Source organism: Euzebya tangerina, assembly GCF_003074135.1.
GTDB classification, from domain to species: Bacteria; Actinomycetota; Nitriliruptoria; order Euzebyales; family Euzebyaceae; genus Euzebya; species Euzebya tangerina.
This window is the reverse complement of record NZ_PPDK01000001.1, coordinates 291,794-305,033: the sequence shown is the minus strand read 5'-3', so window position 1 is coordinate 305,033 and position 13,240 is coordinate 291,794. Positions and strand designations below refer to the sequence as shown.

17 protein-coding genes are annotated in these 13,240 nt (G+C 68.9%); 9 read left to right on the top strand and 8 right to left on the bottom strand.

Going from position 1 to position 13,240, the window contains the following annotated elements; genetic code table 11:
- Positions 1-12: 12 nt before the first annotated feature.
- Positions 13-240, bottom strand: a complete 228-nt coding sequence (locus C1746_RS01445) for a hypothetical protein (protein WP_116712931.1) — start codon at positions 238-240, stop codon at positions 13-15.
- Entirely contained in the window at positions 233-475 is a 243-nt protein-coding gene (locus C1746_RS01440) for a hypothetical protein (RefSeq protein ID WP_116712930.1), read from the bottom strand. The genes C1746_RS01445 and C1746_RS01440 overlap by 8 nt, the downstream gene beginning before the upstream one ends.
- A gap of 165 nt (positions 476-640) precedes the next feature.
- On the opposite strand from C1746_RS01440, the gene C1746_RS01435 reads away from it, so the two are divergent.
- Genes C1746_RS01435 through C1746_RS01425 form a run of 3 tightly spaced genes read left to right on the top strand, consistent with a single transcriptional unit; the run spans position 641 to position 2,188 of the window.
- The gene (locus tag C1746_RS01435; RefSeq protein WP_116712929.1) at positions 641-868 is read left to right on the top strand and encodes an antitoxin; all 228 of its coding nucleotides are present in this window, start codon (positions 641-643) and stop codon (positions 866-868) included.
- Positions 865-1,254, top strand: a complete 390-nt coding sequence (locus C1746_RS01430; RefSeq protein ID WP_276309945.1) for a TA system VapC family ribonuclease toxin — start codon at positions 865-867, stop codon at positions 1,252-1,254. The genes C1746_RS01435 and C1746_RS01430 overlap by 4 nt, the downstream gene beginning before the upstream one ends.
- A gap of 37 nt (positions 1,255-1,291) precedes the next feature.
- On the top strand, positions 1,292-2,188 hold the full coding sequence (locus C1746_RS01425) for a DUF2397 family protein (protein ID WP_116712927.1): 897 nt from the start codon (positions 1,292-1,294) through the stop codon (positions 2,186-2,188).
- Between the two features lie 171 nt (positions 2,189-2,359).
- On the opposite strand, the gene C1746_RS01420 is transcribed toward C1746_RS01425, so the two are convergent.
- On the bottom strand, positions 2,360-3,433 hold the full coding sequence (locus C1746_RS01420) for an AAA family ATPase (protein WP_331334021.1): 1,074 nt from the start codon (positions 3,431-3,433) through the stop codon (positions 2,360-2,362).
- A 94-nt stretch (positions 3,434-3,527) separates the two neighbouring features.
- The gene (locus C1746_RS01415) at positions 3,528-4,094 is read right to left on the bottom strand and encodes a TetR/AcrR family transcriptional regulator (protein ID WP_116712925.1); all 567 of its coding nucleotides are present in this window, start codon (positions 4,092-4,094) and stop codon (positions 3,528-3,530) included.
- An 88-nt stretch (positions 4,095-4,182) separates the two neighbouring features.
- Between C1746_RS01415 and C1746_RS01410 the strand changes: the two genes are divergently transcribed.
- Together C1746_RS01410 and C1746_RS01405 are read left to right on the top strand one after the other, a co-directional pair.
- A complete protein-coding gene (locus C1746_RS01410; protein WP_116712924.1) occupies positions 4,183-5,433 on the top strand; it encodes a cytochrome P450 family protein in 1,251 nt (416 codons plus the stop codon).
- A gap of 40 nt (positions 5,434-5,473) precedes the next feature.
- Positions 5,474-5,659: a hypothetical protein gene (locus C1746_RS01405; protein ID WP_162867262.1), complete on the top strand. Its 186-nt coding sequence runs from the start codon at positions 5,474-5,476 to the stop codon at positions 5,657-5,659.
- 217 nt (positions 5,660-5,876) lie between these two features.
- Here C1746_RS01405 and C1746_RS23095 read toward each other — a convergent pair whose 3' ends face one another.
- Both C1746_RS23095 and C1746_RS01395 read right to left on the bottom strand, forming a co-directional pair.
- On the bottom strand, positions 5,877-6,029 hold the full coding sequence (locus C1746_RS23095) for a BREX system Lon protease-like protein BrxL (RefSeq protein WP_116712922.1): 153 nt from the start codon (positions 6,027-6,029) through the stop codon (positions 5,877-5,879).
- 135 nt (positions 6,030-6,164) lie between these two features.
- Positions 6,165-6,893, bottom strand: coding sequence for a TetR/AcrR family transcriptional regulator (locus C1746_RS01395; protein WP_116712921.1), 729 nt, complete (start codon positions 6,891-6,893; stop codon positions 6,165-6,167).
- A gap of 101 nt (positions 6,894-6,994) precedes the next feature.
- On the opposite strand from C1746_RS01395, the gene C1746_RS01390 reads away from it, so the two are divergent.
- Entirely contained in the window at positions 6,995-7,969 is a 975-nt protein-coding gene (locus C1746_RS01390) for an NAD-dependent epimerase/dehydratase family protein (protein ID WP_116712920.1), read from the top strand.
- Here the strand turns inward: C1746_RS01390 and C1746_RS01385 are convergent.
- Positions 7,951-9,774: a VanW family protein gene (locus C1746_RS01385; RefSeq protein WP_162867261.1), complete on the bottom strand. Its 1,824-nt coding sequence runs from the start codon at positions 9,772-9,774 to the stop codon at positions 7,951-7,953. The two genes, C1746_RS01390 and C1746_RS01385, sit on opposite strands and share 19 nt — an antisense overlap.
- Positions 9,775-9,889: 115 nt before the next feature.
- Between C1746_RS01385 and C1746_RS01380 the strand changes: the two genes are divergently transcribed.
- From C1746_RS01380 to C1746_RS01370, 3 genes are read left to right on the top strand one after another with little or no spacing between them, the layout of a single operon-like run.
- On the top strand, positions 9,890-10,597 hold the full coding sequence (locus C1746_RS01380; protein ID WP_116715519.1) for a DUF937 domain-containing protein: 708 nt from the start codon (positions 9,890-9,892) through the stop codon (positions 10,595-10,597).
- Positions 10,598-10,653: 56 nt separating this feature from the next.
- A complete protein-coding gene (locus C1746_RS01375; RefSeq protein WP_116712918.1) occupies positions 10,654-12,102 on the top strand; it encodes a hypothetical protein in 1,449 nt (482 codons plus the stop codon).
- A 35-nt stretch (positions 12,103-12,137) separates the two neighbouring features.
- Positions 12,138-12,572, top strand: a complete 435-nt coding sequence (locus C1746_RS01370; protein WP_116712917.1) for a DUF1801 domain-containing protein — start codon at positions 12,138-12,140, stop codon at positions 12,570-12,572.
- Between the two features lie 4 nt (positions 12,573-12,576).
- On the opposite strand, the gene C1746_RS01365 is transcribed toward C1746_RS01370, so the two are convergent.
- Positions 12,577-13,200, bottom strand: a complete 624-nt coding sequence (locus tag C1746_RS01365) for a TetR/AcrR family transcriptional regulator (protein WP_116712916.1) — start codon at positions 13,198-13,200, stop codon at positions 12,577-12,579.
- Between the last annotated feature and the right edge of the window lie 40 nt (positions 13,201-13,240).

Here is a 13,240-nt window from a genome sequence, read left to right as displayed (position 1 = left end):
GGCGCCCGGACGTTAGACGAGGTCCTCAGGTCGGTCGTGAGCGACGTCTTCTGGCGCGCGGGACGGGGGCGCCTCACCCCGGTCCTTCGTCGCGGCGTCCTGCTCACGACGACGCTTGATCTCCTTGGCCTTGTCGTCGTCGTACAGGCTGCCGAAGATCGAGTAGCCGACGGCCAGCGTGGCCCAGACGGTCAGCAGGAAGACGATGGTGCCGGCGCCGAGGAGCACGGTGCTACTCATCGCGATCGAACCGCTCTCCGGTCAGGACGAGCGTGCCGAGGGAGTGGACGCTCGGCACCCACAGCCCGACGAAGATGGCCTCGGTCTCGTTGCCGGTCGCCCACAGCGACACGCTGAGGACCAGCGAGACGAACCCGGCGACCATGAACAGGAGCTTGGCGCGGTGGAGTGGGGAGAGGGCTCTGAGCCGCTCCCGGGGTGACGGATCGCTGGAGGTCTGTGCGGTGCTCGACATGGTCAGCCGTTCGGATCGGGTGGGACGGGATGGTTGTGACGTGCCCGTCCCGCCCGGGGTCCACCCGTCGGGATCGTCGCCCAGGGTTCAGGTTCGGTCGCGGACCCTGTCGCAGTCCGTCCGCCGCATCGCGATGCGAGCGCATCATGATGTTATGGTGCAGGTATGCGGACCACGATCGATCTGCCGGAGGATCTGCACGGTCGCGCCAAGGCGATCGCGAGGGACTCGGGCATCACGCTGAGCGAAGCGGTGGCCATGCTCCTGCGGCGCGGCCTGACCGCAACAGGGGAGGCGAGGGGCATACGAACGGATGGGCGCGGGTGGCCGGTCGTGGATGCCGGGCGTCCCGTCACCTCCGAGGACGTACGGGAGCTCGACGAGGAGTGGTGAGCCTCCTCGACGCCAACGTCCTGATCGCGGCCACCGAGTCGCAGCACGTCCATCACGACCTCGTGGCCACGCACGTCGGTGTGGGCCACCCCTTCGCGACCTGTCCGATGACGCAAGGGGCACTGCTGCGCTACTTGGTCCGGATGGACCATTCTGCAGCGGAGTCGTGGCAGGTCTTGTCGCAGATCTGCGCCCATCCCGATCACGAGTTCTGGCCCGACCTGCTTGGTTTCGACGTAGTGCCTGCCAAGGGAATCCAAGGCCACCGCGAGATCACCGATGCCTACCTCGCAGCCCTGGCGCGAGCGAACGACGGCCGGGTGCTGACCCTTGATCGAGGGCTCGCCACGGCCCAGCCGGACGTGACGGACCTGATCTCGCCGTAGGCAGCACGGCCGCTGCTGACAGTAACCTATTCCGCTCATGGACCGGGAAAGGGATCGACTGGCCGACATCGGTTGGTCGGACCTGCCGAGAGACCTGTGGTCGTTCAACTCCGGCGAGAACAGACGCCGATACCTGGCCGTCCTCGCCTGCTTCGACGCCAACGCCTTCGAGCCGGCCCTGAACGCCGAACTGGCCAGGGTTGACGCGCCGGAACTCGCCGATGACGCAGCCCTAGACGCGACACTGGATCAGCTGACCACGGGCTGGGGACTGCTGACAGAGTCCCGCGACGAGACCGCTCGGTACCGAGATCCGGCCGAGTTTCGCCGACGGACGCGTCAGTGGCAGCTGACCCGCGACGGGCAGGCCGCAATCGCAACGCTGCACGGCGCGGTCGCGGCCAGGACGCGATACGCCGCACTCCAGCCGGCCGTCATGGACGACCTGGCTGCCGCACTGTCCCAGACCGTCGATGCGACACGGGCCACTCCGCCCGACGTCGGGATCGTGCATTCCCGGCTGAGCGAGGCGGTCCGGACCCACCTGACGCTGGTGGAGAACCTGCGCACCTTCATGCAGGACGTCAACCGGTTCCTGACCGGCGTGGACGCCGGGGACGACGAGGTGTACGCGGCCAAGCAGGCGATCCTCAGCTACCTGCAGCAGTTCGTGCTCGATGCCGATCGGCCGGCCGGGGCGATCCGACGCGCCTGCACACGAATCGTGGACGTCGGCGTCGACCGACTGGCTGAACTGGCCGTTGAGGGTGCCAACCTCGCCCCCACGTTGACCGGTGAGGACCCACGGGCTGGTGCAGTCACCCAACTGACTGCCGAGATCCACGGGATCCTCGAGTGGTTCGGCGCCGACGGTGCCCGGCTGTTCGACGGCATGCTGCCCCGCGGCCGCGGCGGAGTACGAGGCTGCCGTTGAGCGGTCGACGGTTGGTCTGGCCCACGAGCAGTGGCCCGCTCCCTCCTGGTCCTCGGCGCTGGGTCAGGCGATGCGCCGGCACGGCCAGGCGGTCTTCGAGGAGCAGGTGCTGGACCAGCTTCTCCACGACCCGGCTCGATCAGGGTGAGCCGTGCACTGACCTCCCAGAGCTCAGAGGGAGAACCGAGTGCGTATCCAGTCGCCGAAGAACGGGTCCACGACCGACAGGCCGTCCTCGTCGGTGTCCAGTTGGCCGCTGCCGACCAGCGACTTGCGTGCCCGATCTGCTGAGGAGGCGGACAGCCCCAGCAGGGCAGCAGTGTTCCCGAAGAGTGGCGAGTCCGACGCGACCAGGCGAAGGACGGCCTGGTCGGCGGAGGACAGCTCTGCGAATCGAAGCTCGAATCCGTCTGCGGTGGCGTCCCGGACGTCCCCAAGTGCCAGTTCCCAAAGCTCGTCGTCGTCATCGATGTCGTTGCGCAGCCGCCACGCCGCATCGGCTAGCTGCATGGTTCGTTGCGGGTGACCACCAGCGACCTGCAGTATCTTTGCCGCCAGTCCTCGTGGTGGGCGGCCGGCAAAGCCGTTGCTGACCACCTCTTGGACGACGTGCCTGTCCAGCCCGCCGAGGTTCAGCAGATCAGCTTGGGCGTAGAACGGCTGGTCGGTGTCGCTGAAGAGCATTCGCATGGTTGAGGGTTCGGACCCCGCGAAGATCAGTCCGACCTCGTCGAAGTGCTGCTGCAGTTTGGTTCGCAGCAGCCCTGCGGCACCGTCCACCCGAACGATCGAGGAGAACTCGTCGAGGATCAGCAACGTGGGCGTTCGCTGTGCCATCGTGATGACCACGTCCAGCAGCCTGTCCGCCGTGAGGTCTCCGTCGTCGCGCTTCCGTCCGGTGAGGGAGGCCTTCACGAAGCCAAGGTTGATCTCGAACCCAGCGGCGATCTGCTCGAGGATCGCGCGGTGCTCGGTAGTGACCTTCGACAATCCGTCGTCCAGTCGTGCCGCCAGGTCTGCCCACGACCGAAGTTGGTAGAGGTCCACGAAGATCGTGGTGACGGTTTCGGCCAGCTCAGCATCGAGGCGGCGAAGGAGACTGGTCTTGCCGAACCGACGAGGTGCGACCAAGACCGTCGGCCGTCGGGACGAGACTTGCTCAACGAGCCGGCCGAGTAGGTCGTCGCGACCCCTGACGAGTTCGGGTCGCAGCGGCCCATGAAACGGGAACGGCGATACATCCATCGACAGATCCTACCAACTGTTGGAGGGTTTTTCCTCCAGGATTTGGAGGCTCCGGCGTGGTCTGACCGCAACAGACCAGAGGGGCGTGCGAACCTCACGGGTCGACCAGCAGGCGCATGACGAGCTCGACGATGTCGTGCTGGAGGTCGGTCGGGTCGGCCTCCCCGGACGCCTCGGCCAGGCCTCGGATCGCCCCCTCGACGGCACCCATGGCCATGCTGATCCGCAGCTCCTGACGGTCTGTGGTGATGGTGCTCGCCAGGACGCTCGTCACGTCCGGACGGCCGGCGTCGGCCAGGGCGCGACGGACGTCCTCGCTGGTCCCGGCCGGGCTCTGCAGCGCCGTGGCGGCGACCCCGCCGTGCAGGAGGACGGCCTGGACCATGCCCTCCACGATGCGTCGCGTCCGCGCCTCGCCGGTCAGGTCCTCCGCCTCGGCCAGCGCGCTGGTGACGCGGTCAAGCGGCCCGCGCAGCAGCTCGGCCAGCAGGTCGCCCTTGGAGGGGAAGTGGTGGTACAGCGACGGGTTGGCGATGCCGAGCTCGGCGGCGATCTGACGCACCGACGTCGCGTCGTACCCGCGCTCGGCGAATAGGCGCCCGGCGGTCTGGAGGATCCGCTGGCGCATGTCGGCCGGCTTCGGCGTCGGTCGTGAACTCATCGGTGGACAGCCTACCTAGCACTCGCTAGGGTAGCCAACATTGCCGACCTAGCGATCGCTAGGCCAGACGCTTCCGGAGGAGTGCGACGTGACCCAGGACCTGCCGAGGATCGACCCGAGCGGCGTGGACATCACCGCCTCGACCTTCAAGGCCGACCCCTTTCCCTTCTACGCCCAGCTGCGGCAGACCGCGCCGGTCGCGCAGGTCAACGCCGGCAAGCGGATGGGATCCGCCTGGATCCTCACTCGCTACGACGACGTCACCGCACTGCTGCGAGACGACCGGTTCGCCAAGAACCCGGCCGACGCGATGACCCGGGCGCAGTATCGGCGGGCACCCAAGATCCCGGGCGGGCCGTTCAAGCCGCTCCAGACCGGCCTGCTCTCCGTCGACCCGCCCGACCACACGCGCCTGCGGCGGCTGGTCAGCTCCGCGTTCACCCCCCGGATGATCGAGGAGCTGCGCGAGGACGTCCAGGTGCTGGCCGATCAGCTCCTCGACGCCGCCCTGCGCAAGGACACCATCGACCTGATCGCCGACTACGCCACCCCGCTGCCGCTGATCGTCATCGGACGCATGCTCGGCGTCCCGGAGTCCGACGCCACCCGCTTCCACCGTTGGTGGCAGACGTTCGTGACGGCCGGGGATGGCGGCAGCAGTGCCCTCCGGGTCGTCCCGACGCTGCTGCGCATGCTCCGGTTCATGCGCCGCCTGGTCAAGGAGCGAACTCGCTCGCCGAAGGATGACCTGGTCAGCGCGCTGGCCGTCGCGCATCAGGACGGGGACCGCCTGAGCGAGGACGAGGTCGTGGCCATGATCTTCCTGCTGCTCAGCGCCGGCCACGAGACGACCGTGAACCTGCTGGGCAGCGGGACGCTGGCACTGCTGCAGCACCCCGAGCAGCTGGCCCTGCTCCGGGACGACCCGTCGGTCGGCACGACGGCGGTCGAGGAGCTGCTGCGCTTCGTCGCCCCGGTCGAGACCGCCACCGAGCGCTACGCCCTCGGGGACGTGACCCTCCACGACGTCACCATCCCTCGCGGAGAGCTGGTGCTCGGGGTGATCGCCTCCGCCAACCGCGACCCGGCGCACTTCACCGACCCCGACACCCTGGATCTGCGGCGTTCTCCCAACCCGCACCTGGCGTTCGGCAAGGGCATTCACTACTGCGTGGGTGCGCCGCTGGCGCGCATGGAGGGCGCCATCGGCCTGCAGACGCTGCTCCGCCGCGCGCCGGAGATCCGACTGGCGGTGCCGCCCGAGCAGCTGCGCTGGCGCTCCAGCTTCCTCGTGCGGGGCCTCGAGTCCCTGCCCGTCACGCTCGCCGGGGGTCGCTGAGGTGGACGCAGGCCGGCCGCGGCTTCGCAGCCTGCTCCCGATGATCCTGGCGACAGGAGTCATGATCGTGCTCGCCCGGTTCACCGACCTGGGGGATGTTCTCGGCCCCGCCGTGTTCGTGCTGGTCCTGCTGCCGGTGCTCGGCGCCCCCGTCGTCTGGTGGCGAGGACGCCGCCGCCGCGGCGAACAGGCACCGGCACCCGACGCTCAGGGGAGCCGGTCGTGACGGGGTGGGCCGTGACGGGGCGCCGCGACCAGCCGATGATCCGGACGCGGGGCCTTCGCAAGCGCTTCGGGGAGACCGGGGTGCTGGTCCAGTCGCTGGTGCTCGGGACCACCTCGACGTCGGTGGCGCTGGTCGAGGACCTGCACGACGGGATCGTCGACCGGTTCTGCGCCCTGCCGATCTCGCGGTCGGCGGTGCTGATCGGACGGGTGGCCTCTCACAGCGTTCGCATGCTGCTGACGGTACTCCGCCGCAGGTGGGTCCAGCACTCGGCGAGGAAGTCGCTCACGAACCCGAAAGGGTGGGTGAAGAACGAGGGGTTGAGCTTGAGGACGTCCCTCCCGGCGAGGTAGGCGTGGATGCGGTCCATGAACGCGGTGTCGTTGCGGCGATATCACGCGGCTCGCCGGATCTCCTGTCACACCGGCGTCGGCCTGAACGTGCCCGACGGGCGGTCCCGTCACCAGAGGGGGTAGAGCCCAGGCTGCGCACCAGGGGTCCCTGGTTAGCGGAGCACCGTGGACAGCAGCGCGGCCATCTCGGCCTCGAACAGCTGTCCAGACCCATCCGGGTACACCCAGTCGAGCTGCCCGAACACCTCCAGCGACACGATGCCGTGCAGGCGCCCCCAGACCGCGAGCATCATCCCGGCCACCCTGGCAGGCACCTCCATCCCGCCCATCAGCCCCGCGATCTCGTCGGCCAGTCCGGCGATCGGCTCAGCCCATCGGGTGTCCTCGAAGGACGATGGGATGGCCACCCGACCCTCGGCCCACAGCGTCAACAGGGGCGTGAACAGGGCGACGCTCACGCCGCTCATGGCGACGACGGTGGCGCCGTCGGGCGGCGCGGCGTAGCCGGGGATCGGGTTGCCGAACACCAGCCCGAACTCGTGCGGGTGGCTGACGCCCCACTCGCGATAGGCCCGCATCGCAGCCAGCAGGCGAGCGCTGTGGTCCTGCGTCTCCTTGCGGTCCGTGGCGGCCGTGATGGTCGCCGCCAGACGGTCGAAGGAGTCGGCGATCAGGGCCGTCAGCAGTGCATCTCGACCGTCGAAGTAGCGGTACAGACCAGCGGGGCTCATCCCCGCCTCACGGGCGATCGCTCGTAGCGAGACGTCGGCGGCGCCCTTGGTCCGCACCTGGTCCAGCGCGGCGGTCTTGATCTGCTCGATCGCCTCACGGCGTAGGCGAGCTCGGCGGCCTTCTGGTTGCACATCTGCTGAGGTCGGCACACGACGATCCTAAACGATGCTTGCACTGTGAACAATGTTCGCGTACGATCCAACCAACAACGCGAACAGTGTTCGCACTATCGATCAGAGGAGTCACCGCCATGCCACACGCAAACCACCAGCCCACCGGAGACCTCATCACGGTCCTCGGCGCAACCGGCGGCATCGGTCGCGCGATCGTCGACGAACTGATGACCACGCCCGGCCGTCGTGTCCGCGCCGTCAGTCGAAGTGCAACGACCTCGAATCTGCCGGCGGCGGTCGAGACCCACGACGCCGACATGATGGATCCCGCGGGTGTCAAAGAGGCGTGTGCCGACGCTGCGGTGATCGTCATGTCGGCCCAGCCCCCGTACCCCCGGTGGGCATCGGACTGGCCGACGATGCTCGATAGCGTCATCGAGGCGACAGCCGCCACCGGGGCACGGCTGGTCTTCGTCGACAACCTCTACGCCTACGCCCCCGCGCAGGGCGTCATCACCGAGCGCTCACCAGAGCACGCGACCGACACCAAGGGCAAGCTCAGGGCTCAGATGGGGCAGCAACTCCTGGCCGCCCATCGCGACGGGCGCATCCGCGTGACCATCGGCCGCTTCACCGACTACTTCGGTCCTGGCGCGTCCAACTCGGGTCTGTCGATGCTGGCCCTCAACCCCGCAGCCAAGGGCAAGACCATGCGCGCGATGTTCGACCTCGATCAGCCCCACGCCTTCCACTACCTGCCCGACGCCGCTGCCTGCTTCGTCAGGATGATCGACAGCGACGCGGGTGATGGCGACATCTGGATCCTTCCGACGACCCCTGCCAAGACCCAACGAGAGGTCTTTGCCATCGTCAACGACCTGCTGCCCAAGCCGGTCCGGGTCGGCCGTGTCGGACCGCTGGCCATGCGGATCGGCGGCCTGTTCGACCCGATGATCCGCGAGTCGCGCTCGGTGCAGGTCCAGTTCGATCGGCCCTGGGAGGTCGACGGGTCAGCGTTCGAGGAGACCTACGGCGCGGCGCCTCGCACCGACCTGCGGCAGGCGCTGCAGGCGACGCTGGCCCACGAGATGAGCTACGGCGGGTTGCCGTAGGCGTGCACGAACCGGTCGTCGTCGCTGATGGCCGGGATGATCTCCTCGGGATCACGCGGGTCGGGGATCTCGGGGGCGACCGCCAGCCGTTCGATGGCCAGCTGGAACGCACCACCCTCGACCGGCACACGGGGCCCGATCGACTGGGTCACCTCGAAGTAGGGCGTCGACCAGAACGTCACCGTCACCGAGTCGGCCGTCGTGGCCGTGTCCACCAGCACCCAGTACGGCGTGTTGTTGTTGAACTCGAGGTCGACGCCGGGGAAGTCGATCGTGGCTTCACGACCGGCCGGGTACCGCTCGAAGTAGAAGGAGTGGGGCGTGTGGGTGATGATGTCGAGCCCGGCGAACCACATCGCGTTGAAGAACGTGGTCGCGAACTGGCTGACGCCGCCCCCCACGTCAGTGATGAACTCCCCCTCCAGGATGGCCCCGGAGGGAACGAACCCGTCGGCCTCCGTCCGTTCCCCGACCGCGTGGTTGATCTCCAGGTTCCCGCCCGGTGGCACCAGCGTGCCGTCCAGGATCTGGGCGATCCTGGTGATGTTGGTCACCCGTGCCTCACCGGGCGTGAAGAACGTGGTGTAGGTGCTGACCGGCGTCGTGATGCCGAGCAGAGCCGGGTCGGCGTCGGTGATCGGCTGCCCCTGCACCTCGGCGCTCGAGGCCCCTGCAACTGCCGCCTCGACGATGGCGGTGATGGTCGCCTCGACGTCGGCGTCAAGACCGGGGCGGCGGACCTCGGCGACCAGGTCGCCGGTGATCCCGGTGACGTCAGCCAGGCGCGGCTGGTCCGCTGGTCCGCCCGGGCCGGTCCCCTGCGGCCCCTCACGTGGAGGTGTGGGCGACCGGTTCTCGACGGACACGGTCATGTCGGGCACGACGTCGGCGTCGTCGAGGAACTCCTCGAGCGCCGCCGGTGGGTTCTCGACGTTCGGGATGATCTGCAATCGCTGGACCTGGATCGCGTCAGGATCAACCCGGGTCTGCATCAGCTCGAGCAGCTGTGGTCCCGTCACCACGATCGAGGCGTCCTCGCGGGTCGGCACGCCCACACCCTCCACGGTCTGGGCATCCTCCGGCACCACGGACGTCACCAACTCGATCTCGGCCTCGGCGATCCGCTCCAGCTCCGCGACGGCCGCGTCGACGCTGGCCTGCGTGACCGCGGGCTCGATCTCCTCGCCCTCGATCGGGACGGTCAGGGGGCGGGGCCACTCCGCAGCTGGAACCTCCGCCAACTCGACCAGTCGGGGGGTGACCGCCGTGGTGACCTGCTGCGGCTCCACGCGGATGCCGACCACCGGCTCGGTGGTCTCGATCTGACCGGCCGCGATGGTGACGTCGCCGTCCACAGGGTCGGAGGACACGTCGGCCACGATGGGATCCAAGTTGCCGCCCGCCACGGTCACCTCGACCGGGAGTTCAAGGCGCCCTCCGCCGGTGAAGCGGTCGGTCCACGCGTCGGCCCCCGTTCCCTCCTCCGCCGCCATCGAGAGCGCCTCGACATCCAACTGTGCACCGAGCTGGCCGGCAGGGACGGTGGTCGACCCAGCGGTCGTGGACAACTCCACCGGGAGGGAGATCAGCTGATTGCTGATGTCCCGAGCGACGTTGGTCGCATCGGACGGAGTTCGAACGTCGACGCCGGCCACGGTGGTTCCAGGCGGCAGTTGTGAGAAGGCGACCCGGAGTGCGGCCGCTGCAGCGAGCGCGACGACCACAGCGGTCAGTGCGACGATGATCCACAGCTGACGGTTGCGCCCACTCCGCACGGTGACGGTGGGGAAGGACGGATCAGACACCCGGCCCACCATAGGACAGGCGGTCTGAGCTGGTGAGGAAGTCAGACCTTGCTTCGGGCGTGTGCCCAGGGGATTCTTGGACCCCATGCCAGCCACACGATCCGAGGAGCCGTCAATGGCAACGCCGAGCGAAGAGATCTTGTCCAACGTGTCCATCAGCCGACTGGCCCAGCGGCTCGGTACCGATGAGGCGACGGCCCGCGAGGCGGCCGAAGCGGCACTGCCGACGCTCCTGGCAGGCATGACCCGCCAAGCCCGTGACCCGCAGCAACGGCAGGGCCTGGCCACCGCCGTTCAGCGAGACCACGACCCCGCTGTCCTGGAGCACGACGACCCACTCGACCGGGTCGATGCCGCGGACGGGCAGAAGATCCTCGGGCATGTCTTCGGGGATGATCGAGGGCGCGTCGAGAACGAACTGCAGGGGTTCCTCGGCGGCAGTGGCGGCGGCCTGATGTCGAAGGTGCTGCCGATGCTCGCGCCGCTGGTGATGAGCTACCTGGCTGGGAAGATGTTCGAAGGCGGCGGCGGGCAGCCTCGTCCGGCCGAGGGTGGCGGCGGAGGTCTCGGCGACATCCTCGGCTCGGTGCTGGGCGGTGGGCCGAGCGGCGGTGACGGTCGGCCGGGCGGCTCGACCGGTGGCCGGAACGCCGAGATCGGCGACATCCTGGGCGACGTCTTCGGGGGATCGCGTTCGCGTGAGGAGTCCTCGTCGGGCGGCGGCGGTGGGCTCGGGGACATCCTCGGCCAGTTGGGCGGCAAGGCCGGTGGCGGCGGCGGGTTGGATGATCTGCTCGGTTCGATCCTTGGAGGACGTCGCTAGCGGGTGTTCCCGGCGATCCTTCAGGATCGTCGCGTTGCTGTCGATGGGGGAGGACCGTGGGGATCTCGGAGACCGATGTAGCGCAACGGCTGCGCCGAACCGGACGGCAGTCGGCCCAGCGCGGAATCCTCGAGTTGTGCCGTGACCAGCCACTGGCCTTCGCGGTCGCGGCGTCCACGGCGGCCTCCTACCTCGCGAAGGCCGCCATCGCCGACCACGACCCCCGCTACCTGTTCCGCAAGCCCGGGCAGCTGAGCGACCGCGCCCTCCGGCTGCTGCGCGAAGCGCCGTCGGAGCCGGTCGGCGACCCTGCCACCGCCATGGATCTCCTGCCGGAGGAGGACCGTGTTGCTGCCCGCAGGGAGCTGCTTGGTCGCAGGAGCATCAACGGGCCGCAGGCGATCACCGTCCTTCGCAAGCTGGGACTGCCGAACCGTCTGGACGTCGAGGCGGCCACGACGCTGTTCGAGGTCCGCAGCCAGGGCGTGGAGTTGACGGTGGCTGACGGCCTGGACGAGTTCACGATCGCTGCGTTGGACGTCGTGGAGGCGGTGTGGAGCAGCCCCGACCGGTCGGTGGAGGCACTGTGGGGCTCGTTCGGCGACGCCGTCGCGGCGCTGCGCGGACCGGATCCCGACGGGTTGGCCTGGTCGACGGCCAGACGCGTGGCACTTGCTCGCGACCGTCACGCAGCACTCGCCGCCACGTCGGCGCCGATGACCGGATCGACGGGGGAGGACGACGAGTGGGTCACGTGTCCGGTGTGCCTCGGGGACGCCGTGCTGCGTCGCAGCACTGGTCCGGTACCCCCGGAGGTCCAGTTGTGGACGTCAGGCACCGACACCATCGTGCTGACCTGCGCCGTCTGTGCACTTGAACTCTTCGGTGAGGCGCAGTTGCGGCAGGTCGGCATCGCCGCACCACGATCCCGTGCGATGGGAGAGGCTGACGCGCACGACGGGCCCTCCACCTCGGCACGCAGCCTGCTGCAGATGGTTCGTCGGCCGCGGGGCTCAGCCGCCACGGGTCCTGACGACGCCGAGTTGGCCACGCAGGTGTCCCGTCGGTTGGAGCGCCTGGGCGAGGACTGGTTCGTGATGCAGGCCACCGCTCACGGGGGCATCCGGCACCTGCTACTCGGTCAGCAGGGGGCCTTCCTGCTCTCGACCACGCAGCACCGCGGCAGCCGAGTGCTGGTCGAGGAGTTGCAGATCCTGGTTGACGGGCAGGCCACGAGCCACCTGGGCGATGCACGATTTGCCGCAGACGAGGCGTCATCGGCCCTCTCCCGAGCGTTCGGACGGCCGATCGTGGTCAGCCCGGCCGTGGTCATCGACGGGCAGGACGACCTGGCCATCGAGCGCATGCCGGCCGACGTCCACGTCACGACGGTCAAGGGGGTCGTGCGCTGGCTGCGATCGCACGCGGTCGCATTCTCCGTCGCCGACGCCCGAATGCTGGTCGCGCTGGCTCGGATGAGCTCGACGTGGTCCGAGGCGCCGTAGGCGGACGGTGCACCCTCAGGCGTAGGATCAGCATCGTGGAGATCAGTGAGACCACCCCCGATGCCTACCTCGAGTCACTCGACGGAGAGGCCGGGGAGGTGATGCGCGCGGTGGACGACACGATCGTCGCCGCGATGCCCGAGCGTGTGCGCGTCCTCTGGGAGGGGACGTTCTGGGGCGGCTCGGAGCAGACCATCATCGGCTACGGCGACATCGTCCAGTCTCGGCCCAAGGGGCCCGATGTCGAGTGGTTCCTGGTCGGCTTGGCCCGCCAGAAGGCGACCTACAGCCTCTACGTGAACGCCGCCGCTGATGGGACCTATCTCGGTCACGCCTACGCCGAGCGGCTCGGCGCAGTCAAGCTGGGCGCCGCCAACGTGTCGTTCAAGCGGCTCGAGGACCTGGACCTGGACGGCCTGACGGCGATGCTGCAGGAGGCGGACCGGATCACGCCGCCCGACCGCCGCTGAGGGCTCACCGCGCACGTGGTGCGAGCAGGACCAGGAACTGATCGACCGCCGCTGCCGCGCGGCGCTCGATCTCGTCCGGTGTGGGTGGGGTGTCATGCAGGAGCACGCGGATCTGGGCGTCGCTGATCGTCAGTCCGTAGAGCAGTCGGAAGGCCTCCTCGGCATCGTCGAAGGCCAGGACGCCCTCGTCGCGAAGGTGTGAGAGGTACTGCTCGACCAGCGGGCCGACCCGCAGTCGGCCGGACTCGAGGAGCAGGCGGGCGAGCTCCGGGGACTCCATGGCTGCCCGGTTGAGGGCGACCGATCGGCTGCCGGTCAGCAAGCGGAGGAGCCCTGAGGCGAAGCCGATCAGCGTTTGCCGTGGATCGGCCGGTTCGTCCAGCGCCGCCCGGACACGGGCCGCCGAGGCGTCGGCGTTGGCCTGGATCATCGCGCTGAACAGCCCGTCACGGCTGCCGAACCAGCGGTACAGCGTCTCCTTCGAGGCGCCAGCGCGCTCGGCGATGCCGAGCATCGTGACCTTGGCGAAGCCCTGATCGAGCAGCTCGGCGAACGCTGCGTCGAGGACCTGCTGACGGCGCTGCTCGCGCTCTGCAGCAGGCAGCCGCCCACGTCGTGAATCTCCCATCGGTTGACAACCGTACCCTCACGTACGATAGTAGGAAACG

Bases quoted from the DNA above. Each gene is read 5' to 3' on its own strand.
- C1746_RS01445 (WP_116712931.1), bottom strand. From the start codon at position 240: ATGAGTAGCACCGTGCTCCTCGGCGCCGGCACCATCGTCTTCCTGCTG.
- C1746_RS01440 (WP_116712930.1), bottom strand. From the start codon at position 475: ATGTCGAGCACCGCACAGACCTCCAGCGATCCGTCACCCCGGGAGCGG.
- C1746_RS01435 (WP_116712929.1), top strand. From the start codon at position 641: ATGCGGACCACGATCGATCTGCCGGAGGATCTGCACGGTCGCGCCAAG.
- C1746_RS01425 (WP_116712927.1), top strand. From the start codon at position 1,292: ATGGACCGGGAAAGGGATCGACTGGCCGACATCGGTTGGTCGGACCTG.
- C1746_RS01420 (WP_331334021.1), bottom strand. From the start codon at position 3,433: ATGGATGTATCGCCGTTCCCGTTTCATGGGCCGCTGCGACCCGAACTC.
- C1746_RS01415 (WP_116712925.1), bottom strand. From the start codon at position 4,094: ATGAGTTCACGACCGACGCCGAAGCCGGCCGACATGCGCCAGCGGATC.
- C1746_RS01405 (WP_162867262.1), top strand. From the start codon at position 5,474: ATGATCCTGGCGACAGGAGTCATGATCGTGCTCGCCCGGTTCACCGAC.
- C1746_RS23095 (WP_116712922.1), bottom strand. From the start codon at position 6,029: ATGGACCGCATCCACGCCTACCTCGCCGGGAGGGACGTCCTCAAGCTC.
- C1746_RS01390 (WP_116712920.1), top strand. From the start codon at position 6,995: ATGCCACACGCAAACCACCAGCCCACCGGAGACCTCATCACGGTCCTC.
- C1746_RS01380 (WP_116715519.1), top strand. From the start codon at position 9,890: ATGGCAACGCCGAGCGAAGAGATCTTGTCCAACGTGTCCATCAGCCGA.
- C1746_RS01365 (WP_116712916.1), bottom strand. From the start codon at position 13,200: ATGGGAGATTCACGACGTGGGCGGCTGCCTGCTGCAGAGCGCGAGCAG.